Here is a 24,610-nt window from a genome sequence, read left to right as displayed (position 1 = left end):
GCGCGCCCGCCGAACAGGCCCAAGACCGGGCTCCCCCTTAATCCCCCGGAGGGGGAGCCCACCCCCGCACCACCGAGGAGCACATGTGACGACCGACGCCATCAGGGTGACCGGTGCCAGGGAGAACAACCTCAGGAACGTCTCGCTGCGGATCCCGAGACAACAGCTGACGGTCTTCACCGGCGTCTCCGGCTCGGGCAAGTCGTCCCTTGTCTTCGACACCGTCGCGGCCGAGGCCCAGCGGCAGCTCAACGAGACCTTCACCGCGTTCGTCCGCACGTTCCTGCCCGACTACGGCCGTCCGGACATGGACTCCATCGAGAACCTCTCGGCCGCGGTCGTGATCGACCAGAAACGACTGGGCGGCAACCCGCGCTCCACGGTGGGCACGATCACCGACATCAACCCGTTGCTGCGCCTGCTGTTCTCCCGCGCCGGGGACCCCGCCGGGCTGCCGCCGAGCACCTTCTCCTTCAACGACCCCCAGGGCATGTGCCCGACCTGCGAAGGTCTCGGCACGGTCGTCACCCTCGACCTCGACGCGTTCGTGGACCGCTCCCGGTCCCTCAACGAGGGCGCGCTGCTGCACCCGGACTTCTCCACCGAGAGCTGGTACTGGCTGAGTTATGTGGAGTCCGGCCTGTTCGACAACGACAAGCCGCTGGCCGACTTCACCGAGCGGGAATGGCAGCTGCTGCTCCACGGCGAACTGCCGGACAAGCTCCGTCTGGTGTGGCAGGGCAACACGCTGAACGTCAGGTACGAGGGCCTCGCGGACAAGTTCACCCGGCTCTACGTCAAGAAGGAGGACATGTCCGAGCGCAGCCGCCAGGTGCTGCGGCGGTTCGTCCACTCGGCCGACTGCCCCGACTGCGGCGGCACGCGCCTCGGGCCCGCCGCGCTGGCCTGCCGGATCGGCGGCCGCCACATCGCGGACCTCACCGCCATGGAGGCCGAGCACCTCACCGACGTCCTGGCGGAGCTGGACCTGCCCCAGGTGAAACCGGTCCTGGACGACCTGATCGGCCGCCTGCGTCACCTGGTCGACATCGGCCTCGGGTACCTCAGTCCGGACCGGGAGACCCGCACGCTCTCGGGCGGTGAGTCGCAGCGGATCAAGATGGTCCGCCATCTGTCCAGCAGCCTCACCGAAATGCTGTACGTGTTCGACGAGCCGAGTGTCGGACTGCACGCCCGGGACGTGTACCGGCTCAGGGAGCTGCTGGTCGCGCTGCGGGACCAGGGCAACACCGTGCTCGTGGTCGAGCACGACCCCGACGTCATGGCCGTCGCGGACCACGTGGTGGACATGGGCCCGAAGGCCGGAGCGCTCGGCGGCGACGTGGTGTTCGAGGGCAGCTTCGCCGAGCTCACCGAGGCCGACACCCTCACCGGACGCCACCTCAGGCGCAGGCTGCCGCTGAAGGCCGAGCCCCGTCGCCCCACCGGGACGCTCACCGTCACCGGCGCGAAGAGCCACAACCTGAAAGACGTGACGGTCGGCTTCCCCACCGGCGTCCTGACCGTGGTCACCGGGGTGGCCGGATCGGGCAAGAGCTCACTGGTCAACGACGAGTTCCTCGGGCAGCACCCCGACGCCGTCGTGATCGACCAGTCGCCGGTGGCGGCCGGCCGGCGGTCCAACACCGCCACCTACACCGGCCTGCTGGATCAGATCCGCAAACTGTTCGCCAGGGCCAACGGCGTCGGCGCCTCACTGTTCAGCGCCAACTCCAAGGGCGCCTGCCCCCACTGCCAGGGGCTCGGCGTGCTGTACACCGATCTGGCGTTCATGGAGACGCTGAAGTCCGTGTGCGAGGTCTGCCGGGGCCGCCGCTTCCGCGAGGAGGTCCTGCGCCACCGCCTGCGGGGCCGGTCGATCAGCGACGTGCTGGAGATGACGACGGCCGAGGCGGCGGACTTCTTCACCGAACCCAGGCTCCGCCCGGTCCTGCACGCCCTGAACGAGGTGGGGCTGGACTACCTGCGCCTCGGCCAGCCGCTCAGCACCCTGTCCGGCGGGGAGTGCCAGCGCCTCAAACTCGCGGCCGAACTGCACCGCGTGGGCAGCGTCTATGTGATGGACGAGCCCACCACCGGCCTGCACATGTCGGACGTCCGGCGTCTCCTCGGCATCGTCGAGCGTCTCGTCGACCAGGGCAACACCGTCATCGTCATCGAGCACAACCTCGACGTCGTCAAGAGCGCCGACTGGATCATCGACCTCGGCCCCGAGGGAGGCAGCGGCGGTGGGCGAGTCCTGTTCGAGGGAACCCCGGCCGACCTCCTGAAGGCCACCGACTCGCACACCGCCGCACACCTCCGCCGGGACCTCACGCATACATGACGCACCATGTCCGCCGGAGGGCGCGCCGTCGCCCCCCGGCAGGCCGCGTTCTCGCGGGAGCAGGACGACGATCCGCTCCAGGCCCTGCGACGGGCGGGGCCACCCCTGCGACCAGGGGAGCGGGACCGTGGGGCCAGGATCGATGTCAGTGGCAGCGGCTACGGTTCCTGCCATGCCGGATGCCGAAGACGTACGACGGATCGCCCTGTCCCTGCCGGACACGACGGAGAAGGTCGCCTGGAACATGCCCACGTTCCGGGTCGCGGGAAAGATGTTCGCCACGCTGCCCGAGGACGAGACGTCCCTCGCCGTGCGCTGCCCCAAGGAGGAGCGCGACGAACTGGCCCTCGCCGAACCGGGGAAGTTCTGGATCGCGGACCACGAGGCGCAGTTCGCCTGGGTCAGGGTCCGCCTCGCCGCGCTGGAGGACGAGGCCGAACTGCGCGACATCCTCGCCGACTCCTGGCGTCAGGCGGCCCCGCCGCGCCTGCTGGAGGCGCACCCCGGGCTCGGCCTGCCGGCCGCCGACTGAAACCCCCTCCGGCGTTGTCGGTGCCGCGTGACATGATCCGGGAACGTGCGTGGCAGCCGGGGCCGGAGGGGGGCTCCGGCTGCCGCGCCGTCCGCCGGCCCGAAGGCAGTGGCGCCCGCCCCTGCGAGCGCCGACCGCACCGGCCACCACCAACCCCTGCGCCGCGCCCCGCTCACACACCGGGCGCCGTCGTCCCCGCCCAGGCCGGTCCGCCGTCACCGTGCCCACCGCCACCGTGCCCACCGCCACCGTGGCGTCCGTCTCGGGCCCCGTCCTTCACGCGCCCACCGGCACCGCCGAGCCCGCGACGAACGCCCCGATGCTCTCGCGCAGCGACCGTGAGTCCAGGCCGTGGGCGGCGGCATGCTCGTCGATCCGGCCGTAGCGCCGCAGCTCACGCCGTCCCACGCCCAGGCCCAGCACCCGGTGCGGCACATCGGCCAGCGCGTCGTTCGCCGCCGCCGTCGACGTACCCGCCAGATACGGTTCGACGAGGACGACGTCGCTCCCCGCCGTCTCCGTGGCCCGGCGCAGGGCGGCCGCGTCGAACGGACGGACGGTGGTGGCGTACAGCACGGTGACGTCGAGCCCCTCCGTGGCCTCCAGCACCGTGTCGAGCAGCGGCCCGACGGCCACCACCACGCCCGACCGGCCCTCGCGGACGGTGCGGAACCGCTCCCCGTCCACCGCCACGGCCTGCGCGTTGGACTGCACGGACAGCCGCACGTACACCTTGTCGTCGCCGGCCCCGACCGCGTGCCGCAGCAGTGCCTCGGCCTCGTCCGGATGCCCCGGGACGTGCACGGTCCAGCCGTCCAGCGTGTCGAGCAGCGCCACGTCACCCGGTGCCATGTGCGTGTACCCGCCCGCCGGCCAGTCGAAGGAGGCGGCGGCACTGACCAGCACCGCGCCCACGCCCTGGTGGCCGAGGTCCAGTTTCACCTGTTCGAAGGGCCGCTCCACCAGGAAGCTGGCGAAGGTGTGCACAACGGGCCGCAGCCCGGTGAGCGCCATCCCGGCGGCAGCGCCCACCAGCAACTGCTCACGGATGCCGACGTTGACGACCCGGTCGGGGAACCGCCGGAACGCCTCGGAGAACCCGTCCACGCCGATCTCGGCGAGGACGACCGCGATCCGGGGATCCTCGTCGAGCAGCCGGGTGACGACAGGGGCGAAACGGTCACGCATGGTGTCCACGGGAACCGGTCCTTTCCAGAAGGAGAGCCAAGGGGGAAGGGGAGAGGGGAGAAGCGGGGTCACGCGCTCTTGCGCTCGACCCGGGCCACCACCGCGTGCGGACGGCCCGGGTGCGGCGTGGTGAACGCGGTGTGCAGCGCCTCGTGGTCGCGGCCGTCCACCGTGGCCACGGACCAGCCCGCCGCCTGGAAGCGGGCGGCGATCCCGCCGGGCCGTGCGTGGCTGGCGGAGGAGTTGTCGACGACGACGGTGTGCAGCCGTTCCAGGGCGGCGGGACCGGCGAAGGCGATCGCCTCGTGGTTGCTGCCCTCGTCCAGTTCGGCGTCCCCGATGAGCGTCCACACCCGGGGCCCGTCGAGTCCCCGGGCGCGCAGTCCGAGGGCCGTGCCGACCGCGATCGGCAGCCCGTGCCCGAGCGACCCGCTGCCGATCTCGACCCCGGGGACCAGCGTCCGGTCGGGGTGGTGGCCGAGTGGGGAGTCGTAGGAGCCGAAGCCGGGCAGCCACTCCACGGGCAGGAAGCCCTTGGCGGCCAGGACCGCGTAGTAGGCCATCGGCCCGTGCCCCTTCGACAGCAGGAACCGGTCCCGCCCGGGGTCGTCCATCCGCTCCGGCCCCACCCGCAGCACCCGGTCGTAGAGCACCCACAGCACGTCGAGCGTGGACGTCGCGGCGGGCCCGTGCTTCTCGTCGCCGGTCATCAGGCCCATCAGCGCCGGCAGGTCGGCGTATCCGTACGTACGTGCGTGTTCCTCGGTGATCGTCATACGGGGATCCTGCAACCTCGACCAAAGTTGAGGTCAAATCGCAGCGTGCGGCCCTCGCCGAGGCCCGGCCGAAAGGAGTGCGCGATCACCGCCCCGAGTGCGGTATTGTTTCCGTGCGCGTTCGGCCCGGGGAATCCCCAGGTCAGGCGGGCAACGGGACGTGGCGCAGCTTGGTAGCGCACTTGACTGGGGGTCAAGGGGTCGCAGGTTCAAATCCTGTCGTCCCGACTCGCGAGAGTCGCAGATCAGAGGCCGTACCGGAGGCATCCGGGACGGCCTCTTCGTCGTGTGCGGACCCGTCGGTGCCGCCGGTCGGGGTTCTCGAGGCCCGCAGGGCTGTTCCGGACGGGCGATTCATCATGAAATGTCCTTGATGTTGCTTTGTGTACTGCCTAACGTTCGCCGGGTAAGCACCGCCGCGGGATCCGGATCCCGCATCACCGTCCCGGAAGCGAGGTGTGGAGCGCGTGCACCCCAGGTGCGGCTGCCGACCGATTTCGGGGAACGCCGGGAAGCGGGGACGCCCCCGGAGGAGGGGCCGGACGCGGGCGCTGATCGCGCTGACGCTGCTGGCGTCGACGCTCGCCGCCTGCGGCGGTGACGAGAGCACCTCCCGGCCCACCCTCAACTGGTACAACTTCCCCGACGACTCCGGCGCCCTGCAGAAGGCCGCCGACCGGTGCAGCCAGGCCTCGGGCGGGCGCTACCGGATCAGCTACAACAGGCTCCCGCGTGCCGCCGACGGCCAGCGCCAGCAACTGGTGCGCAGGCTCGCCGCCGAGGACGACTCCCTCGACATCCTGGGACTCGACGTCACCTGGGCCGCGGAGTTCGCCGAGGCCCGCTGGATCCGCGAGTGGACCGGCGAGGCCAAGCGCCGCGCCAGCGAGGGCACACTGCGCGTCCCGCTCCGGACGGCGACCTGGAAGGGCCGGCTCTACGCCGTCCCGTACAACACCAACACCCAGCTGCTGTGGTACCGCAAGGACCTGGTGCCCACGCCGCCGAAGACCTGGTCCGAGATGCTGAACAGGTCCCGCGAGCTGGCCCGGCAGGGCAAACCGCACTATGTGGAGATCCAGGGCGCCCAGTACGAGGGCCTGACCGTCTGGTTCAACACGCTGATCAACAGCGCGGGCGGTTCGATCCTCGACAGGGACGCCAGTGCGCCGTCCCTCGGCGCGCCCGCCGTGCGGGCCGCCTCGATCATGCGGGACCTCGCCGACTCCCCGGCCGCGGACCCCTCCCTGCCCAACCAGATGGAGGACCAGAACCGCCTCGCCATGGAGTCCGGGGTGGCGGCCTTCGAGCTGAACTACCCGTTCGTCTATCCGTCGATGAAGGCGAACAACCCCAAGCTCTTCGAGAACTTCCGCTGGGCGCCCTACCCCCGGGTCGACGCCGACCGCCCGGCCCGGCCCACCATCGGCGGCATCGACCTCGCCGTCAGCGCCTACTCCCGCCACCCGGACCTGGCCTTCGAGGCCGCCCTGTGCCTGCGCAACCGGGAGAACCAGCTCACCGCCGCGCTCGAGGGCGGACTGCCGCCCACCCTGCGCGCCCTCTACGACGAGCCGTCCTTCATGAAGGAGTACCCCTTCTCCCAGGAGGTGCTGGCGGCTCTGGAGTCGGCGAGCGTGCGGCCGCTCACCCCCGCCTACCAGAACGTGTCGATCGCCGTGTCCCACACGCTGTCCCCGCCGTCCGCGATCAAGCCGGAGAGCTCGGTCGCCACCATCAGGGAGCAGATCGACGAGGCCCTGCGATCCGAAGGTGTGATCCCGTGAACCAGCACCTCCCGCAGCCGCCCGCCGGCAAGGGCCGGGCGGCCCTCTCGGCGGGGGCCAAGCAGGAACGCAGGCTCGGCTGGCTGCTGTGCGCACCGGCCGTCCTCGTCATGACCGCCGTGACCGCCTACCCCATCGGATACGCCGTCTACCTGTCCCTCCAGCGCTACGATCTGCGATTTCCCGGACAGGCCGAGTTCGTGGGCTTCAGCAACTACGGTGCCGTGCTGTCCTCGCCGTTCTGGTGGGACGCCTTCTGGGTCACGCTGTTCATCACCGCCGTGTCCGTGGCCGTCGAACTCGTCCTCGGCATGGGGCTCGCCCTGGTGATGCACCGCACCCTCTTCTGGCGCGGCACCGTGCGCACCGCGGTCCTCGTCCCGTACGGCATCGTCACCGTCGTCGCGGCCTTCTCCTGGCAGTACGCCTGGACCCCCGAACTCGGCTACCTCGCCGAACTGCTGCCCAGCGGCGAGGCCCCGCTGACCGAGCAGTGGCCGGCGCTGTGGCTGATCATCCTCGCCGAGGTGTGGAAGACCACTCCGTTCATGGCACTGCTGCTGCTCGCCGGCCTCGCCCTGGTCCCCGAGGAGACCCTGCGGGCGGCAATGGTGGACGGCGCCACCCCCTGGCAGCGGTTCATCAGGATCATGCTGCCGCTGATGAAACCGGCCATCCTCGTGGCACTGCTCTTCCGCACCCTCGACGCGTTCCGGATCTTCGACAACATCTACGTCCTGACCACGGGCGCCCAGGGCACCGGTTCCCTGTCGATCCTCGGTTACGACAACCTGTTCACCGCGCTGAACCTGGGCATCGGGTCGGCGATCTCGGTCCTGATCTTCCTCTGCGTCGGGATCATCGCCTTCACCTTCGTCAAGCTGTTCGGCGCCGCCGCACCCGGCGCGGAGGTGAAGCGCTGATGTCCGCCGTAGGCAAGACGCACGCCACCCGATGGGCGATCGTCAACGTCGTGGTCGTGCTGTACGCCCTGTTCCCGGTGTGGTGGATCGCGGCCCTGTCCTTCAAGGACCCCGCCACCCTCACCGACGGCAACTACATCCCCCGGGACTGGACCTGGGAGAACTACCAAGGCATCTTCGAGACGTCCCAGTTCACCCGGGCCCTGATCAACTCGATCGGCATCGCCCTGATCGCCACGGCGATCGCGGTGGCGCTCGGCACCATGGCCGCCTACGCGGTCGCCCGGCTGCGGTTCCCGGGCAAACAGGTGCTCATCGGCATGTCGCTGCTGATCGCCATGTTCCCGCCGATCTCGCTGGTGTCGCCGCTGTTCAACATCGAGCGGATCATCGGGATCTTCGACACCTGGATCGGGCTGATCATCCCGTACATGACCTTCTCGCTCCCGCTGGCGATCTACACGCTGTCGGCGTTCTTCCGGGAGATTCCCTGGGACCTGGAGAAGGCGGCCAAGGTGGACGGGGCCACGCCCGCGCAGGCGTTCCGGCGGGTCATCGTGCCGCTGGCGGCGCCCGGCGTGTTCACCACCGCCATCCTCGTGTTCATCTTCTGCTGGAACGACTTCCTGTTCGCGATCTCGCTGACCTCGACCGAGTCCGCGCGCACGGTGCCCGCCGCCATCGCGTTCTTCACCGGCAGCTCGCAGTTCCAGCAGCCCACCGGGTCGATCGCCGCCGCCGCCGTGGTGATCACCATCCCCATCATCATCTTCGTTCTGCTCTTCCAGCGGCGGATCGTCGCCGGACTGACCTCCGGGGCGGTCAAGGGGTGACCGGTCCGCACCGGCCCGCTCGGCGCGGCACCCGGACCCGGACAGCATGAAGGCAAGGAGGCACCACCCATGGCCGAGATCGTCCTCGAGGGAGTCACCAAGCGCTATCCCGACGGATCCCTCGCCGTGAGGGACGTGGACCTCGACATCGCCGACGGCGAGTTCGTGATCCTGGTCGGCCCGTCCGGGTGCGGCAAGTCCACCACCCTGAACATGATCGCCGGACTGGAGGACATCACCGAGGGCACCCTGCGCATCGGCGGCAAGGTCGTCAACGACCTCGCGCCCAAGGAGCGGGACGTGGCCATGGTGTTCCAGAGCTACGCGTTGTACCCGCACATGAGCGTGCGCGAGAACATGGGCTTCCCGCTGCGTCTGGCGAAAGTCGACAAGGCGACCATCGACGCCAAGGTCGAGGAGGCCGCCCGGGTGCTCGACCTGAGCGAGTTCCTGGACCGCAAGCCCGCCAACCTCTCCGGCGGCCAGCGCCAGCGGGTCGCCATGGGGCGGGCGATCGTCCGCGACCCCAAGGCGTTCCTGATGGACGAGCCGCTGTCCAACCTCGACGCCAAGCTCCGGGTGCAGATGCGCACCCAGATCTCCCGGCTCCAGCGCCGCCTGGGCACCACCACCGTGTACGTCACCCACGACCAGACCGAGGCGATGACCCTGGGGGACCGGGTCGTGGTCATGCGTCAGGGCCTGGTCCAGCAGATCGGCACCCCCGCCGAGCTGTACGACCATCCGCGCAACCTGTTCGTCGCCGGTTTCATCGGCTCCCCGGCGATGAACTTCCTCAACGCCACCGTGGGGCCCGGCCTACTGCGCTCCCCGCTGGGCGACCTGCCGCTCGACGAGTGTATGCGGCAGGCGCTGGAACGGAGGAACGCTCCCCGCCAGGTCATCGTCGGGCTGCGTCCCGAGGCCTTCGAGGACGCCTCGCTGGCCCGTGAACGCGGCGGCCCCGAGGTCACCGTCACCGTGGATGTGCTGGAGTCGCTGGGTTCCGACGCCTACGTCTACTTCAGCGCCGAGGGCGGTCCGGTGACCACCGCCGAACTGGAGGAGCTGGCGACGGACTCGGGGCTGCGGGACACCGGTGCCGGGGACGCCCAGCAGATCGTCGCCCGGCTGAACGCGGCCACCCGGGCCCGGGAGGGCGAACCCGTACGACTCCGGATCGACCTGTCCAAGGCGCACGTCTTCGACCCGGGGACCGGGGCGAACCTCACCCACCCGGAGAGCGCGGGCGCCGCCTGACCGGCCGGAGGGCCCCACCGGGGCCCTCCGTGCCGTCGTCAGATCACGCAGCCGGCGTGCGCCAGTGCCTGCTTCAGCAGCACCCCGTGCCCGCCCGGCATCTCGCTCTGCACCGCCTCCGACACGGCCTCCCGCGGGCTGAACCACACCAGGTCGAGGGCGTCCTGCCGGGGCCGGCAGTCACCCGTCACCGGCACGATGTAGGCGAGCGACACCGCGTGCTGACGGGGGTCGTGGAACGGCGTGATGCCCTGGGTGGGGAAGTACTCCGCGACGGTGAACGGCTGGAGCGAGGCGGGGACCCGGGGCAGCGCCACCGGGCCGAGGTCCTTCTCCAGGTGCCGCAGCAGGGCGTCACGCACCCGCTCGTGGTGCAGCACCCGGCCGGAGACCAGAGTCCGGCTGACCGTGCCGTCCGGTCCGATGCGCAGCAGCAGGCCGACGCTGGTGACTTCCCCGCTGTCGTCCACACGCACCGGGACGGCCTCGACGTACAGGATCGGCATGCGGGCCCGGGCCGACTCCAGCTCGTCGGAGGACAGCCAACCGGGCGTGATCTCGGTCATGTCAGACATTGTTTGATCATACTTTCGACGGTCCGGAGATGCGGGGAGCCGCTCACGGCCCCGTCAGGGTTTCACGGCCACCGCGCCGTACTGCGGCACCACCGCGGCCGAGTCGGTCGCAGGACGCCACTGCGCGCAGGACACCAGGCCCGGTTCGAGCAGGTGCAGTCCCTCGAAGAAGGCCGAGATGTCCTCGCCGCTGCGGGCCGTGAGCGGCGGCGTGGCGTTCGCGTTCCAGAACTCCATGGCCGGGATCTGGTCCTCGCCGCGCAGCGCGGAGTCGAAGGTCGGGTGGGTCAGCACCAGGAAGCTGCCCGAGGGCACCGCCGCCATGATCCGGCGCACGATGTCGCGGGCCTCGTCGGTGTCGAGCACGAAGTTGAGGATGCCCAGCATCATCACGGCGACCGGCCGGGCCGGATCGAGGGTGCCGGCGGCCCGTTCGAGGATGGTGTCCGGGTCGTGCACGTCGGCGTCGATGTAGTCGGTGACGCCGTCGTGGCTGCCGGTCAGCAGGGTGCGGGCGTGCACCAGCACGATCGGGTCGTTGTCGACGTAGACGATGCGGGAGTCGGGGGCGATCCGCTGGGCGATCTCGTGGGTGTTGTCCGCCGTCGGCAGGCCGGTGCCGATGTCGAGGAACTGACGCACCCCCCGCTCGGCGGCCAGATACGTGACCGCCCGGTGCAGGAACTCCCGGTCCGCCCGTGCGATGTCCCGGATGATCGGGATGATCGAGGCGACGTGCTCGCCGACCTGCTGGTCGACCTCGTAGTTGTCCTTGCCGCCGATCCAGTAGTTCCACACGCGCGCGTTGTGCGCCACACCGGTGTTCAGCCTCGCCGAGCCGCTCGGCGGGGTGTGGCTCTCACTCACGTCTCTTCCTCTCCCTCGCCCGCACGGCCGGAACCGGCCGCCGCGGCCATTGTGCCGCGCAGAAGATCACGTTGTCCGGCGAATGGGGGAGGGGAGGGGAACCGGTCAGGACCCGGCCCGCCGCACGGTGTCCTCGGCCACGTGCTTGTCGGTCGCGGCGCGTACCAGGGCCGCCGCGAGGACGGCCGGTTCCACCGTCCCGGCCAGGTCGAGGAGGCGGTCGGGGTCGCTCGGCAGCTCCAACCGAGCCGCCCCCTCGAGGGCCTTGCGGTCCAGGAAGGGGGCCACTTCCGGCCAGACGCGCTGGACCTCGCGGAGGAAGATGTCGGCCCCGGCCGGGCCGATGCCCGGGAACTCCTGGAGCAGGCCGCGCAGTTCGCCGATGTCACCGTCCGCCTCCGCACGCAGCCGGCGCAGGTCCCCACCCCAGTGCTCCTTCAACAGATCGGCAGAGTCGCCGAGTTGGGTGGCGGTGCGCTCGTCGTAGCGGCGGTAGCCGCCCCGGCCGAGCGCGTCCACCCGCTGCTGCCATGCGGCGCCGGCCATCCGGGCCGGATCGCGCAGCCCCGCCTCGTGCAGGGCACGGGCGGTGGCCACGGCGACCGAGCCGCGGATGCGGGCACTGAGCAGATGGGCCAGCACGAGCAGCCGGTACAGCGGCTGCGGGGTGTCCTTCAGCCGGATCCCCGCCTCCTCGGCATACGTCAGCCCGTGCGCGGCGACGAGTGCGCGGACGACACGCTCGTCCCGGCCGGCCACGGCTCACGCCTTGAGCGGATCGTGCCCGAGGGTCATCAGACGGTGCCGTCGCTCGGTGTCCTCGGCGACGGGCTCGTTCTCCACGTCCGTCTCGGCGGTGACGGTGTCCACGACCTGTGCCATCACACGCAGATCGTCCTTCGTGAGGTCCGTGCGCCGCTTCTGGAGGATCGCCAGTACCTGCCGTCCGGTGTCGCTGCCGGCCCGGTCGGGCAGCGGTTCGGTCCGCTCGTCGGCGTCCCGCACCCGCAGCCAGGCCGCGAGTTCCGCCGACGTCATGTTCACCACGCGGTGGAAGTCCTCCCACAGCGCGTCCAGTTCGAGGGCGTCGCTCATGGTGTGCCCCTTCGCGTACGTACGGTGCAGGCCGTCAGTCCTCGTGCGGGACGTTCTCCGCCTCGAACATCCAGCGCTGCTTCTCCAGTTCCGCCGTGATGGAGATCAGCAGGTCCTGGGTGACCAGGTCCGCCTTCTCGGTGGCGTCGATGCGTTCGCGCAGCCCCGCGATGGCCGTGCCGAGCGAGTCCACCATCACCTGCACGACGTCCGAGTCCCGCAGCCGGCCCTGCTTCGGGGCGGGCAGGGAGAACACCCGGGCGATGGTCTCCGGGCGGCCGTCAGGCGGCACGCCGAGCGTCGCAGACCGTTCCGCCACCGTGTCGGCGTGGGTGCGGGCGGCCGCGACGACCTCGTCGAGCTGGAGGTGGATCGAATGGAAACGGGGACCCACGATGTTCCAGTGCGCCTGCTTGCCGATCAGCGAGAGGCCGAGCAGATCCACCAGGGTGTCCTGGAGTGCCTCGCAGGAGACCTTGCGGGCCTCGTCGGGCAGGGTGCTCCTGACAACGGTCATAGGGCGCTTCTCCTCCTTGATGTGTTCGTGGTGCCGCGGAGCAGTTCCTCGCGCTCTTCGTCGCAGGTGCCGCCCCAGACGCCCGAGGCCCGGCCACCGCTGCTGAGCGCGTAGTCCAGGCACTGGGTGGTCACCGGACAGCGGGCACACACGCGCTTGGCCGCGGTGACGTCCCGCACGGCCGGGCCGGACGTGCCGACGGGAAAGAACAGTTCGGGGTCCTCACCCGCGCACGCAGCGCTCCGCAACCACTCCATGGACGCGCGGGTGCCCCCGCCGTTGCGGCACAAACACGGGTGCGGCCGCCCCGCGAAGCCGTCTCAGCCTGCGAGAACGCCGTCGAGGAAGCCGGTCAGATCGGTGAACACCCGGGCTCTGCAGGTCTCGTGGAACACCTCGTGACGGGCGCCGGGGTAGATCCGCGCGGCCGGCCGGCCGCCGCTCAGTTTCTCGACGCCGGGCCGGCTGCCGGACAGCGGTACGAGCCGGTCGTCGTCGCCGTGCAGCCACAGCAGCGGAAGCCCCCCGACGTCACCGGCGTCCGTCACCGTGTCCAGGGTCCGGGCGAACGCCTCCACCGTCGGCCGCTTCATCGGCCCGTGCCACACCAGCGGATCGGCCGCGTACGCGGCGCCGACGGCGGGGTCGCGGGAGAGGGCGGCCGGGCTGATCGGCGTGTCGGGAATCTCGTCCAGGGCCAGCAGCCGTGCGGGCAGTGCCCAGTCGCCGATCACGGGCGCGGACAGCACGAGCGCGGCGAGCGAGTCCCGGTGGCGCTGGGCGTGGCGCGCCGCGATCAGCCCGCCCATGGAGTGGCCCACCACGACGAGAGGCAGGCCGGGGTGGGTGCCACGCACCTGCGCGGCCGCCGTCTCGAGGTCGGTGACCACGTCCTCGAAGTCCTCGATCAGCACGCGCTCGCCCGCCGACCTCCCGTGCCCCATGTGGTCGGGGCCGGCCACGACGGCGCCGTGCCGTGCGAGGACGTCGGCCAGTTCCGCGTAGCGGCCGACGTGTTCGCCGTAGCCGTGCACGACCAGCGCGATGTACCGGGGGCGCGCCCCGGACCACTCACGGACCGAGACGGTTCCCCGGCTGCCGGGGAAACTGAACTCACGCGTGTCGGACACGGACCCTCCGGACGGGACAGGACGGGACGAGGCGGGACGGGACGAGGCGGGACGGGCGGGGTCGGGACGGCGGGCCCGGGAATCTTCCCAGGCCGCCGTCCCGCGGTCTATAGTCCAAAACTAGCGGTGCTAACCAAGGGGGCCGCCGGTGGTGACAGCCCGGCGCGGCTCTCCGGCTTTCGGTCAGGAGTTCTTTCGTGCGTCCCGTCCACTTCGCGGCCGCCCGCCGCACCCCCATCGGCAAACTGCGCGGCTCCCTGTCGTCGGTGCGGCCCGACGACCTCGCCGCCGCCGTGATCCGCGCACTGGTCACCGACGCGCCCGCCCTCGACCCGGCGCGCGTGGACGACGTCTACTGGGGTGCCGCGAACCAGGCCGGCGAGGACAACCGCAACGTCGCCCGCATGGCCGCGCTGCTCGCCGGACTGCCCGAGTCGGTCCCCGGTGCCACGGTCAACCGGCTGTGCGCCTCCGGCCTGGAGGCCGTCACCACCGCCGCGCGCACCATCGCCGCCGGTGAGGCCGACATCGTGATCGCGGGCGGCTCCGAGTCGATGAGCCGCGCCCCCTTCGTGCTGTCCCGCCCCGACGAGGCGCTCCCGCACCGCATCGAGACCGTCGACACCCGGCTCGGCTGGAGGCTGGTCAACCCCGCGATGAAGGACCTGCACGGCCTGCTGTCCATGGGAGAGACCGCGGAAGAGGTCGCCGCGCGGTACGGCATCACGCGGGAGCGGCAGGACGAGTTCGCGCTGCGCAGCCACCAGCGGGCGGCCGACGCCCGCAAGAACGGCCACTTCGACGACGAGCTCCTGCCCGTGGAACGCCCGGACGGCGTCGTCGTCGGCGCCGACGAGTGCATCCGCGAGGACACCTCGTACGAGAAGCTCGCCGGGCTGAGGCCGGTCTTCCGTGCGGGCGGCACCGTCACCGCGGGCAACGCCTCACCCATGAACGACGGCGCGGCCGGACTGCTGCTGGTCAGCGAGGACGCCCTCGACGAGCTGGGACTGCAGTCGCTGGGCCGCTACGTCGCCGGCGGCTCCGCGGGAGTCCACCCCGACGTCATGGGCATCGGCCCGGTCCCCGCCACCCGCAAGGTGCTGGCCCGGGCCGGCTGGGACATCGGCGACATCCAGGAGGCTGAGTTCAACGAGGCCTTCGCGGCACAGGCGCTGGCCTGCGTCGACCAGCTCGGCATCGAGCCCGGGCTGGTCAACCCGAGCGGCGGCGCCATCGCCCTCGGCCACCCGCTGGGCTGCTCCGGCGCCCGCATCCTCACAACCCTGCTGCACCGCATGCGGCGCACCGGCGCCGGGCGCGGCCTCGCGACGATGTGCGTGGGCGTCGGGCAGGGCAGCGCGGTGCTGGTGGAGCGGCCCTAGCGGGTGTCCGTCGCGTGCCCGCGGCGGCGCCGCTCCCGGCACCCGTACGCGCCGGGCGGCCGAGCGGTCCGGTGCGCTCGCCCCGGGTCCGGCTCCCCGCCCGGTGACCTCCTCCCGGGCCACCGGTCCGCGCGCTCGCAGGTACCGGGCTCCGCTCCCTTCCGGGCGCCCGGCGCCGCCGGTGCGGCGGTGCCGGGCGGGCGTCGGCGGGCGACACGGGTGACGCCGGGCGGGACCGGCTGACGAGCCAGAATTGTCAGCACATACCATCGGTCTCCGCATGAACACGATGACGCTCTGGCACGTGACCGGCTGGGAATTCGCCGCGCTCGCCTTCGCCGCCCTGCTCGTCGGCTTCTCCAAGACGGCCGTGAGCGGGGCCAACACGGTCAGCCTCGCCGTCTTCGCCGCGGTGCTGCCGGCCCGGGCGTCCACCGGCGTGCTGCTGCCCCTGCTGATCGCCGGAGACGTGCTCGCCGTCCTGACCTACCGGCGGCACGCCCACTGGCCCACGCTGTGGCGGCTGTTCCCGGCGGTCGCGGCGGGCGTCGTCATCGGCACCGTGTTCCTGGGGTGGGCGGACGACCGGACGGTACGGACGTCGATCGGGGCGATCCTGCTGCTGATGGCCGGGGTGACGGTGTGGCGGCGGCGGACGGCCGACGCGGCGCGCGAGCCGGAGGCGGTCACCACCCGGGCGGGGCGCGCCAAGGCCCGCTCGTACGGTGTGCTCGGCGGATTCACCACCATGGTCGCCAACGCGGGCGGCCCCGTGATGTCGATGTACCTGCTCTCCGCGGGATTCCGGAAGCTGGGATTCCTTGGGACGTCGGCGTTCTTCTTCCTGATCGTCAACACCTCGAAGCTGCCGTTCAGCGCCGGTCTCGGCCTGATCGACGCCGAGTCGCTGTCCCTCGACGCGGCCCTGGTGCTGTTCGTGGTGCCCGGTGCGCTGATCGGCACATGGGCCGTGAACCGCATCAACCAGCGATTGTTCGAGCGGCTCGTCATCGCGGCGACCGTGGTCGGCGGAGTGCAGTTGCTGGTGCGCTGAGCGGCGGGCTCAGTCGGGCGTGCGGGTCGGCCGGGCCGGCCGTTCCGGCGGAGGCGGGGAAGCGTCCCGGTGGTGCCGCAGCCGGCCGGGCGCGGCCGTGCGGCCGACCGTCGCCGCCAGCTTGCGCAGCCGACGCCAGTCCAGGCGCGGCGGGGCCTGCGCGACGCCGGGCCGCTTGCGGGGCACCCGGACGCGCAGCGCACCCGGGGCGATGCGGCAGTGCACCGGGGCGGGCAGCACCAGGGGCTCACCGTCGACACCGACCTCTATCCGCGGTCGGTCCGCCTCCACGACGACCTCGGTGGCGGTCACGATGGTCAGCGGGCTCGACTCGGGGTCCAGCAGCAGTGCGGCGGCGTCCACCGCACCCTCCACCCGGACGCCGAGGACACCGAGCACTGCGGAGTCGAGGCGGTCACGGCGGCCGAGCCCGAACGGGTCGCCGGTGCGGTACGGGTTGTTGCTGACCAGCACGGCCTGCGGCGCGGTGATCGTGGTGCCGCCCGCCCGGGCCACCAGCCGGGGCCCCTGCTGGCCGGTGAGCAGGTCGGGCAGCAGGTCCAGACTGGTGCCGATCTTGTCGTCACGGTAGGCCGGGCTCTGCACGATCGCCGCGTACGCGCCGAAGGAGGCGTTGTTCACGAACGGCCGGTCCCCCGCGAAACCGAGGTCCACCCGCAGTTCCACTCCGTCGGTGAGCGCGTCCAGGCAGGAGGCCGGGTCGTCGCGGTCGAGACCGAGGTCGAGGGCGAAGTGGTTGCGGGTCCCGGCACTGATGACCAGGAACGGGAGGTCGTGCTCGGCGGCCACCGCCGCGACCAGCGCCTGCGTCCCGTCGCCGCCGGCGGCGCCCAGCAGGTCCGCGCCGTCCGCGACGGCCCCCCGCGCCAGCGCCGTGACGTCGACGTGCTGCTCGGGGTCCAGCAGGACGACCCGCGCGCCCAGGGACTCGGCCTTCTCCTTCAGGCCGAAGCGGCCCACCTTGCCGCCGCCCGAGCGCGGATTCATGATCAGCACCGGCCGCCGGGGTGGGGGCGTGCGCCGCTCGCGCACCCGCCGCGTCCGCTCGCTCCCCGTGCCCCTCAGCGCGTAGCGGCCGCTCCACACGGCCACGCCCCACAGCGCCAGCGAGAGCAGCAGCGCCCAGAACAGCGTGGCGGCGAACAGGGCGACGACGGCCGCGGGCACGCACACGGCGACCACGGCAGCCGCCCAGCGCAGCGGACCGCGCAGGGTCAGCGTCCACCACACCGCCGCCGCACCGACCCCCAGTCCCGCCACGCCGCAGACCAGGAGCAGGACTCCGCCCAGGCCGCCGTAGGCGAGGGGTGCCAGCACGGCGAGTGCGGCCGCGAGCAGCGCGACGCGCGCGGCCCACCGCTGGGCACGGTAGGCCCGTCTGCTCAGGTCCACGGCCATGCTTCCTCCCGTCACCGGCGTCATCGTAGGTCGTGCGAGTCACGGACGGGCGTCCGGACGGTCGAAGCCGGCCGGAGGCGGCGTCCCGGCGGAACCGAGGCGCCTCGGCGCGCGGACGGCTGTCCGCGACGGCACGCCGTGGGCGGGACCGACCCCGGCGTGCCGCTTCCCGCGGCGCTGCTCGTAGGCTCGGGACCATGTCCCCCCACGTCCTGGTCCTCGGCGGCACCACCGAGGCGCGTGCACTGGCCGACGGGCTGACCACCCGCACCGGGATCCGCGTGACGACCTCGCTCGCCGGACGCGTGACCCGGCCGGGGCCGGTGGCGGGAGAGGTCCGCGTCGGCGGCTTCGGCGGGGCCGAGGGACTGGCCGGCTGGCTGCGCGAGCAGCGCGTGGACGCCGTGGCCGACGCCACGCACCCGTTCGCCGGAACCATTACGGCGAACGCGGCCCGGGCCGCCGCCCTGACCGGCCTGCCGCTCGTCGTGCTGCGGCGGCCGGGTTGGGAACCGGGCCCGCGCGACCGCTGGCACCCGGCCGCGTCGCTGGAGGCCGCCGCGGACCTGCTGCCCGGGCTCGGGCAGCGGGTCTTCCTCACCACGGGCCGCCTGGGCCTCGCGGCCTTCGCGCATCTCACGGAACTGGAGTTCCTTGTGCGGTCGGTGGAACCGCCCGAGCCGCCCATGCCGCCGCGGACACGGGTGCTGCTGGCCCGCGGGCCGTTCACGGTGACCGGCGAGACCGCGGTGCTGCGCGATCACCGCGTCGACGTGCTGGTGACCAAGGACAGCGGGGGAGCGGCGACAGCCGCCAAACTCACGGCGGCGCGGGCACTCGGCCTGCCGGTCGTGGTCGTACGGCGCCCGCCGCTTCCGGACGGCGTCCGGGCCGTCCCCGACGTGGCGGCGGCCCTGCGGCGGCTGCACGAACTCCTCCGCGGGAGGTGACCGGCCCCCGCGGGCACACGACGGCGCGCCGCACCTCGTGACGGTTCCCGGCGCGCCCCGTACGCGCGGCAGCGGGCGGAGGCACCGCGTGGTCCCGCCTCCGCCCGTACCCGTGCCGGGTGGGCCGCTCGTACGGCGAAGCTGCACGGGGCGCCGCATCGGTTCCGGGCGGGTGACGCCGCACGCACGGTACCCGCGTGACCCGGCCTCGTCACCTGGTGCGGCACGGTGGCGACGCGCCCCGAGCGGGGGAGCTCACCGGTGCGAGTCCGTGGCGGCGTGGGCGCCGATGCCGGGGTCGTGGGAACGGAAGCGGTCGGGGGGACGGGACGGGTGGGACGGCGTTCGCACGCCCGGGCACAGGACGGCGCCGGTACGTTCGGCCCGGTCTCGTCACCTGGAGCGGCACCGTGGCGACGCGCCCCGAGCGGGGGAGCTCACCGGTGCGAGTCCGTGGCGGCGTGGGCGCCGATGCCGGGGTCGTGGGAACGGAAGCGGTCGGGGGGACGGGACGGAGCGGGACGGACGGCGTCCGCCCCCGCGGGCGCGGGATGCGTCTGCGCGTTCGGCCCGGTCGGAACGAGGGTGGCCCGGGCGGTGGGTTCCGGCCGTGCGGGGAGTGACCGGGCCGCCGGGGGAGGGGAGTGCCTCCCTAGGCGTCCCTCGGCCTGCGCCGCAGCAGATACGTGTCCATGATCCAGCCCTTGCGTTCGCGGGCCTCGGCGCGCAGCCGCTCGATGCGGGGCGCGGCCTCGGCGATCGGGCCGGAGACGAGTATCTCGTCGGGGGTGCCGATGTAGGCGCCCCAGTAGATGTCGACGTCCTGGTCGGTGTACTGCCGGAACGTCTGGTGGGCGTCCAGCATCACCACCACGTCGTCCACGCCCTCGGGAAACCCCGCCGCGAGCCGTCGGCCCGTGGTGATCTGGACCGGCCGGGCCACGCGGTTGAGCCCCGTACGGTGCCGGGCGACGAGCGCGGAGACGCTGCTGATGCCCGGCACGACGTCGTACTCGAAGGTCACGGCGCCCCGCTCGAGGACCTCCTCCAGGATGGCGAGCGTGCTGTCGTACAGCGACGGGTCGCCCCACACCAGGAACGCGCCCGTCCCGTCCTCGCCCAGTTCCTCGGTGATCAGCCGCTCGTAGATGTCCGCGCGGGCGCTGCGCCAGTCGCCGACGGCGGGGGAGTACGCGGCTCCACCGGCGCCGCGGTCACGCTCGGGGTCGCGCGCCTCGACGACGCGGTACGTCCGCCCCGTCATGTGCGTCTCGAGCATGTCCCGGCGCAGCCGGGTGAGATCGGCCTTGACCTCGCCCTTGTCGAGGAGGAAGAAGACCTCCGTGCTCCGCAGCGCCCTGACGGCCTGGAGGGTGAGCTGGTCGGGGTCGCCCGCACCGATACCGATGACATGAATCTTTCGCACGCCCCGAGTCTGCCGCACGCCCCGGGCACCGCGTGCACCGGATCCGTTCCCGCGCTCCTCGCGGTCAGGGCAGCGCCCGCAGCCGCGGTGACCGCGCGCCCGCGTCGACCGGAATCCCGTCCCCCCGCTCCACCTCCGCCGCCAGTTCCCGCGCCCAGGAGACGACCCCGGCGAGGTCGATCCCGTGCGGACGCGGCGCGCCACCGGCGCCCGCCGCCCAGTCCTCCACCGCGCCCGCCCCGCGGCGCAGCAGCCGCGCGCCGCCCGTGCGGTTTCCGCGGGCCGCGTGGGTGAGCCCCACGGCGAGCTGGGCCAGGCCGCGCCAGAGCTCCCGCTCCTGGGGCGGCCCCGACTTCCAGGCGTCCTCGAAGACCTCGTGCGCGTGGAACGGCTTGCCCTCGTCCAGCAGCCGCTGCGCCTCCTCGACGCTCTCCTCCGGGCGCCGGACGACCCCCTCGGGCTGCCGTGGCACACCCTGCGCGCCGTACGGCAGGGGGCGTCCCAGACCGTCCCGCGGCCTGGCGTTGCGCGCCCGCCCCTCGTCGTCGCGGTCACGTGTTCCGGCCCGCCCGCCGTCCGTCCTGCCGTCCTCGCTGCCCATACGCCGATTGTCCCGCGTCGGGGCCCTCTTCGGCGCGGCCCGGGAGTGGGGTAAAGTTCTGTCCGCGCGATCACGCGGTTCATGCCGCGTGGAGCACCGGGACGTGGCGCAGCTTGGTAGCGCACTTGACTGGGGGTCAAGGGGTCGCAGGTTCAAATCCTGTCGTCCCGACGGTGTGAGAGGGCCTCGCGGGCTTCGGCCCGCGGGGCCCTTCGCGCGCCGTCGGCCGTTGCCTGGCCGCTTTCCCGGCGCGGGGCGGCCCGGGATGGTAGAAGCGGGCATGACCATTGCGCACCTGCCTCTCCGACCGGCGGCCCAGCGATGACCGCCGGTGCCGACATCCCCGACCGCCGGGGCCGTACCGGTCTGGACCGCACCGGGCTGGACCTGACCGGGAACCCGCGGGTCAGGGTCCGGGACGTGAGACTGCTGTCCAGTCACTGGTACGTCGAGCGGACCACGACCTTCGATTTCCGGCACGCCGACGGCTCCTGGTCCACTCAGGAACGCGAGACGCACGACCGCGGCAACGGCGCGACGATGCTCCTGTACGACGCCGAACGCGAAACCGTCCTGCTCACCCGCCAGTTCCGCTTCCCCGTGTACGTCAACGGGCACCCCGACGGCATGCTGATCGAGACCCCGGGCGGCCTGCTCGACACGGACGACGAGCACCCGGAGATCGCCGTGCGGCGCGAGGTCGTGGAGGAGACCGGACACACCATCGGCGAGGTCCGGCACGTGTTCGATGTGTACATGAGTCCCGGCTCGGTCACCGAACGCGTCAGCTTCTACGCCGCCGCCTACGGCCCCTCGACCCGCACGCACGAGGGCGGTGGGCTGGGCGAGGAGGGCGAGGACATCGAGATCCTCGAACTCCCCTTCCGGCGGGCCCTGGAGATGATCAGGACCGGGGAGATCGCCGACGCCAAGACCATCATGCTGCTCCAGTGGGCGGCATTGGAGGGGCCGTTCGCCCGCTGACCGTCCGAAGCCGTTACTTCAGAGGCGAGTTGGAGCGCTCGCGAGTGCAGAGCTGCTGGTCCGTGCCCGGCGGCCGGGCACCGCCCGCGGGCCCCGAGGGCGTCCCGACCGCGGGAGCCGCCGGGGGCGACGAGCGCGGGTGTCATCCCCGGGCGAAACGGTCCAGCAGCGCGTCCAGCCCGGCCGCCAGGCCGTCGGGTCCGCCCCGCTCGGCGAGTGAGACGGCGGTCTCCCGGAGCGTCGGCAGTTCCTGGGCGGGCAGGCGGTGCAGGCCGAGACGGAAGGCGGGGTCGGGTTCGTCGGGGTTGTCCACCATGGGCTGGAGCTCGACCGACACGTAGCCCAGCAGCCAGGCGGTGAAGGCCCGGTAGATGCCGGCGGCGCCGGCCTCGTCGAATCCGGCCTGCCGGAGCAGTGCGAGCACCCGCTCGTGATCGCGGAGGACGGCTGCCGGGCGGCGCGCCAGCGGAACCGCCAGCAGGCGCGTGGCCAGCAGCGGCACCGTCTGGGGATGGTCGAGGCAGACGTCGTACATCGTCCGTGCGGACCGGTGGAGACCGCTGCGCCACGCAGGTGACCCCGCCGGGGCAGCGTCCTGCGGGCCGGCGGTCAGCCGTTCCTCGAGTTCGAGGTAGAGAGCCTCCACCAGGCCGTCCAGCAGCGCGTCCTTGCTCGCGGCGTACCGGTACAGCGCCATGGCCTCCACGCCGAGCTCGGCACCGAGTCGGCGCATGCTCAGCGCGCTCAGGCCCTCCCGGTCCACCAGGTCCAGCGCGGTCCCCAGCACACGCTCCCGGCTCAGCCGGCCGTAACGGCCGCGGTCACTGGCCCGCCGCCCCGGTGGGGCCTCGTCGCCGCCGCCCGGCGCGTCCGTGTGCTCCCTGGCCATTGCCTGCCTCCGTACGGTCGTGGCCCTGTCCTGTCCCGCACCTGTTGACTCCGTGCGGCCCCAGGGGCAAAGTGTATGTTTACAGCGTAAATGTACGGAGCTCCAGTCGTCGTCACCGACGCGGGAGCCCATGAGGCCAAGCCTCCCGACTCGAGCGCCGCATGCGTGCGCCCCGGTCCAACGATGTAAACATACGTCGTCTCCTTCCAGGGGGATTCCCATGGCGCGGACCGAACCCGTCGACGGGCCGCCAGATCTGATCCAAGTCGAGCGCCACCTCGCCCGGATCTCCAGCGGAAACGTTGTTCGGGTGACGGAAATGGGCCCGGTCTTCGGCGAGCCCTCCCCGGTCCGCACGGTGGACCGCAGGACCTTCGTCCCCGCCCTGCCGCTCGGAGACCGGCTCCTGCTCGTGCTGATCACGATGTGCTGGGCGGCGAGCTTCGTCTGGTTCTGGTCCTGGTGGCTCCAGCCGCAGCACAGGGCGTCCTGGGCCGCTCTCGTCATCAACAGCGCGCTGCTGCTCTACCTCACCGTTCTCCCCGCCTACTTCTTCGTCGCCGCGCTCAGGGTGCGACGCGTGAACCCCGTGCTGCGCGTTCCCCGGACACGGGTCGCCTTCGCCGTGACCCGTGCGCCGTCCGAGCCGTGGGACACGGCCCGGCGCACCCTGGAGGCGATGCTCGACCAGGAGTACCCGCACGCCTACGACGTGTGGCTGTGCGAGGAGGCACCCACCGAGCAGACGGCGCAGTGGTGCCGCGCGCACGGGGTGCACCTGTCCACCCGGCTGGGCGTGGCCGCCTACCACCGCGCGCACTGGCCGCGCCGAACCCGCTGCAAGGAGGGCAACCTCGCCTACTTCTACGACCACTGGGGCTACGAGCACTACGACGTCGTGGCGCAGCTCGACTGCGACCACGTGCCGGGACCGACGTACCTCGCCGAGATGGTGCGTCCCTTCGCCGACCCGGCCATCGGCTACGTCGCCGCGCCGAGCATGTGCGACACGAACGCCGCGGTCTCCTGGGCGGCCCGTGGCCGGCTGCACCGCGAGGCGGTGTGGCAGGGACCCATCCAACTGGGCCACTGCGACGGCCTCGCCCCCATGTGCATCGGTTCGCACTATGCCGTGCGCACCAGGGCCCTGCGCGACATCGGCGGCCTGGGACCGGAGCTCGCCGAGGACTTCTCCACCACCTACCTGCTCAACTCGGCCGGATGGCACGGCGCGTTCGCCATCGACGCCGAGGCGCACGGCGACGGTCCCCTGACCTTCGCCGACATGGTCACCCAGGAGTACCAGTGGTCGCGGAGCCTGACGACGATGCTCCTGGACCTGCTGCCGCGCCACCTGCACCGGCTGCCGCTGCTGCTGCGGGTGCGCTTCACCTACGCGCTGGCCTACTACCCGCTCCTCGGGCTGATGATCGTCGCCGGTCTGGTCCTGCCTCCGGTGGCCGTGATCACTGGACTGCCCTGGATGCGCCTCAACTACTTCGACTTCCTCGGGCACTTCTGGACGATGCCGGTCTGGCTGCTCCTCACCTTCCTCCTCCTGCGGCGCCACGGCCTGCTGCGGCCGACCGACGCCCCGCTGATCAGCTGGGAGGTCTGGCTCTTCGCGCTGACCCGCTGGCCGTTCGTGATCTGGGGGCTGGCAGGCGCCCTCGTCCAGCGGCTGCGACCCCGCCCCATCACGTTCAAGGTCACGCCCAAGGGGACCGAGGGACCCAGGCCACTCCTGACCCGGCTGGTGGTCCCGTTCGCGGGACTCTCCCTGTGCCTCTCGGCCGTCACCCTCTACGGAGAGCAGACCGGTCCGTCCGTCGGCTACGTCTTCCTCTGTCTCCTCGGGGCCACCGCCTACGCCACCGTCGCGGTCGCGGTCCCCCTGCTGCACCTGCGGGAGACGGCCCGCACGGACCACCTGCGGCCGAGCGCGGCCCTGCGGACGGTCCGCGCACCGCTGGCCGTCGGGCTGGCGTCGGCCCTCCCCGCCGCCGCGGCCGTCGTGCTGTACCCGCCGTACGCCGCGACCGTCCTCGGATGGTGAACGCGGCGACGCCGAC

Annotated in this window: 24 protein-coding genes and 2 tRNA genes; 13 read left to right on the top strand and 13 right to left on the bottom strand. The window is 72.3% G+C overall.

Features of this window, described 5'->3' with window-relative positions; all coding sequences use genetic code 11:
- The first annotated feature begins 85 nt into the window (after positions 1–85).
- Positions 86–2,347, top strand: a complete 2,262-nt coding sequence (locus tag ACFYOV_RS27645; RefSeq protein ID WP_389092003.1) for an ATP-binding cassette domain-containing protein — start codon at positions 86–88, stop codon at positions 2,345–2,347.
- 172 nt (positions 2,348–2,519) lie between these two features.
- Positions 2,520–2,879 carry an MmcQ/YjbR family DNA-binding protein gene (locus tag ACFYOV_RS27640; RefSeq protein WP_389092000.1) on the top strand — a complete coding sequence of 120 codons (360 nt, stop codon included), beginning with the start codon at positions 2,520–2,522 and terminating at the stop codon, positions 2,877–2,879.
- A gap of 276 nt (positions 2,880–3,155) precedes the next feature.
- Here ACFYOV_RS27640 and ACFYOV_RS27635 read toward each other — a convergent pair whose 3' ends face one another.
- Both ACFYOV_RS27635 and ACFYOV_RS27630 read right to left on the bottom strand, forming a co-directional pair.
- Positions 3,156–4,076, bottom strand: coding sequence for a transketolase family protein (locus ACFYOV_RS27635; RefSeq protein WP_389091999.1), 921 nt, complete (start codon positions 4,074–4,076; stop codon positions 3,156–3,158).
- A 59-nt stretch (positions 4,077–4,135) separates the two neighbouring features.
- On the bottom strand, positions 4,136–4,843 hold the full coding sequence (locus ACFYOV_RS27630; protein ID WP_389091996.1) for a transketolase: 708 nt from the start codon (positions 4,841–4,843) through the stop codon (positions 4,136–4,138).
- 154 nt (positions 4,844–4,997) lie between these two features.
- Between ACFYOV_RS27630 and ACFYOV_RS27625 the strand changes: the two genes are divergently transcribed.
- From ACFYOV_RS27625 to ACFYOV_RS27605, 5 genes are all read left to right on the top strand, one after another.
- A tRNA-Pro gene (locus ACFYOV_RS27625) sits at positions 4,998–5,071 on the top strand.
- A gap of 239 nt (positions 5,072–5,310) precedes the next feature.
- Positions 5,311–6,630 carry an ABC transporter substrate-binding protein gene (locus ACFYOV_RS27620; RefSeq protein WP_389091994.1) on the top strand — a complete coding sequence of 440 codons (1,320 nt, stop codon included), beginning with the start codon at positions 5,311–5,313 and terminating at the stop codon, positions 6,628–6,630.
- Positions 6,627–7,553 carry a carbohydrate ABC transporter permease gene (locus ACFYOV_RS27615; protein WP_389091991.1) on the top strand — a complete coding sequence of 309 codons (927 nt, stop codon included), beginning with the start codon at positions 6,627–6,629 and terminating at the stop codon, positions 7,551–7,553. Before ACFYOV_RS27620 ends, ACFYOV_RS27615 begins: the two co-directional genes overlap by 4 nt.
- Positions 7,553–8,386, top strand: coding sequence for a carbohydrate ABC transporter permease (locus ACFYOV_RS27610; protein ID WP_389091989.1), 834 nt, complete (start codon positions 7,553–7,555; stop codon positions 8,384–8,386). Before ACFYOV_RS27615 ends, ACFYOV_RS27610 begins: the two co-directional genes overlap by 1 nt.
- Before the next feature lie 69 nt (positions 8,387–8,455).
- A complete protein-coding gene (locus ACFYOV_RS27605) occupies positions 8,456–9,646 on the top strand; it encodes an ABC transporter ATP-binding protein (protein WP_389091986.1) in 1,191 nt (396 codons plus the stop codon).
- 38 nt (positions 9,647–9,684) lie between these two features.
- Here ACFYOV_RS27605 and ACFYOV_RS27600 read toward each other — a convergent pair whose 3' ends face one another.
- From ACFYOV_RS27600 to ACFYOV_RS27570, 7 genes are all read right to left on the bottom strand, one after another.
- Entirely contained in the window at positions 9,685–10,221 is a 537-nt protein-coding gene (locus ACFYOV_RS27600; protein ID WP_389091984.1) for an NUDIX hydrolase family protein, read from the bottom strand.
- Positions 10,222–10,275: 54 nt separating this feature from the next.
- The gene (locus tag ACFYOV_RS27595; protein ID WP_389091981.1) at positions 10,276–11,088 is read right to left on the bottom strand and encodes an SAM-dependent methyltransferase; all 813 of its coding nucleotides are present in this window, start codon (positions 11,086–11,088) and stop codon (positions 10,276–10,278) included.
- A 105-nt stretch (positions 11,089–11,193) separates the two neighbouring features.
- Positions 11,194–11,847, bottom strand: a complete 654-nt coding sequence (locus tag ACFYOV_RS27590) for an endonuclease (protein ID WP_389091979.1) — start codon at positions 11,845–11,847, stop codon at positions 11,194–11,196.
- 3 nt (positions 11,848–11,850) lie between these two features.
- On the bottom strand, positions 11,851–12,183 hold the full coding sequence (locus tag ACFYOV_RS27585) for a DUF3140 domain-containing protein (protein ID WP_389091978.1): 333 nt from the start codon (positions 12,181–12,183) through the stop codon (positions 11,851–11,853).
- 34 nt (positions 12,184–12,217) lie between these two features.
- Entirely contained in the window at positions 12,218–12,700 is a 483-nt protein-coding gene (locus ACFYOV_RS27580; RefSeq protein ID WP_389091975.1) for a Dps family protein, read from the bottom strand.
- Positions 12,697–12,957: a WhiB family transcriptional regulator gene (locus ACFYOV_RS27575; RefSeq protein ID WP_389091973.1), complete on the bottom strand. Its 261-nt coding sequence runs from the start codon at positions 12,955–12,957 to the stop codon at positions 12,697–12,699. Before ACFYOV_RS27575 ends, ACFYOV_RS27580 begins: the two co-directional genes overlap by 4 nt.
- A 63-nt stretch (positions 12,958–13,020) precedes the next feature.
- Entirely contained in the window at positions 13,021–13,830 is an 810-nt protein-coding gene (locus ACFYOV_RS27570) for an alpha/beta hydrolase (protein WP_389091970.1), read from the bottom strand.
- 197 nt (positions 13,831–14,027) lie between these two features.
- Between ACFYOV_RS27570 and ACFYOV_RS27565 the strand changes: the two genes are divergently transcribed.
- A complete protein-coding gene (locus ACFYOV_RS27565) occupies positions 14,028–15,215 on the top strand; it encodes a thiolase family protein (protein WP_389091968.1) in 1,188 nt (395 codons plus the stop codon).
- Between the two features lie 280 nt (positions 15,216–15,495).
- Positions 15,496–16,269: a sulfite exporter TauE/SafE family protein gene (locus ACFYOV_RS27560; RefSeq protein ID WP_389091965.1), complete on the top strand. Its 774-nt coding sequence runs from the start codon at positions 15,496–15,498 to the stop codon at positions 16,267–16,269.
- 9 nt (positions 16,270–16,278) lie between these two features.
- On the opposite strand, the gene ACFYOV_RS27555 is transcribed toward ACFYOV_RS27560, so the two are convergent.
- Positions 16,279–17,688 (bottom strand): diacylglycerol/lipid kinase family protein, encoded by a 1,410-nt coding sequence (locus tag ACFYOV_RS27555; protein WP_389092044.1) that lies wholly within the window; start codon positions 17,686–17,688, stop codon positions 16,279–16,281.
- Positions 17,689–17,885: 197 nt separating this feature from the next.
- Between ACFYOV_RS27555 and ACFYOV_RS27550 the strand changes: the two genes are divergently transcribed.
- On the top strand, positions 17,886–18,638 hold the full coding sequence (locus ACFYOV_RS27550; protein ID WP_389091962.1) for a cobalt-precorrin-6A reductase: 753 nt from the start codon (positions 17,886–17,888) through the stop codon (positions 18,636–18,638).
- 652 nt (positions 18,639–19,290) lie between these two features.
- On the opposite strand, the gene cobF is transcribed toward ACFYOV_RS27550, so the two are convergent.
- Together cobF and ACFYOV_RS27540 are read right to left on the bottom strand one after the other, a co-directional pair.
- Complete coding sequence (gene cobF, locus ACFYOV_RS27545) at positions 19,291–20,064, bottom strand: precorrin-6A synthase (deacetylating) (RefSeq protein WP_389091960.1); 774 nt, start codon at positions 20,062–20,064, stop codon at positions 19,291–19,293.
- A 64-nt stretch (positions 20,065–20,128) separates the two neighbouring features.
- The gene (locus ACFYOV_RS27540) at positions 20,129–20,665 is read right to left on the bottom strand and encodes a DUF309 domain-containing protein (protein ID WP_389091957.1); all 537 of its coding nucleotides are present in this window, start codon (positions 20,663–20,665) and stop codon (positions 20,129–20,131) included.
- A gap of 97 nt (positions 20,666–20,762) precedes the next feature.
- Here ACFYOV_RS27540 and ACFYOV_RS27535 point away from each other — a divergent pair.
- Together ACFYOV_RS27535 and ACFYOV_RS27530 are read left to right on the top strand one after the other, a co-directional pair.
- Positions 20,763–20,836 (top strand) — tRNA-Pro (locus tag ACFYOV_RS27535).
- 150 nt (positions 20,837–20,986) lie between these two features.
- On the top strand, positions 20,987–21,649 hold the full coding sequence (locus ACFYOV_RS27530; RefSeq protein ID WP_389091955.1) for an NUDIX domain-containing protein: 663 nt from the start codon (positions 20,987–20,989) through the stop codon (positions 21,647–21,649).
- 142 nt (positions 21,650–21,791) lie between these two features.
- Here the strand turns inward: ACFYOV_RS27530 and ACFYOV_RS27525 are convergent, their stop codons facing one another.
- Entirely contained in the window at positions 21,792–22,538 is a 747-nt protein-coding gene (locus tag ACFYOV_RS27525; RefSeq protein ID WP_389091952.1) for a TetR/AcrR family transcriptional regulator, read from the bottom strand.
- A 220-nt stretch (positions 22,539–22,758) separates the two neighbouring features.
- Here ACFYOV_RS27525 and ACFYOV_RS27520 point away from each other — a divergent pair, with 220 nt between their 5' ends.
- Positions 22,759–24,594 carry a glycosyltransferase gene (locus ACFYOV_RS27520; RefSeq protein WP_389091949.1) on the top strand — a complete coding sequence of 612 codons (1,836 nt, stop codon included), beginning with the start codon at positions 22,759–22,761 and terminating at the stop codon, positions 24,592–24,594.
- Positions 24,595–24,610: the final 16 nt, after the last annotated feature.

It is taken from the genome of Streptomyces sp. NPDC005931, from assembly GCF_042871235.1.
GTDB lineage: Bacteria > Actinomycetota > Actinomycetes > Streptomycetales > Streptomycetaceae > Streptomyces.
Note: the sequence above shows the minus strand (reverse complement) of the source record. Positions and strands in the feature narration are given on the sequence as shown.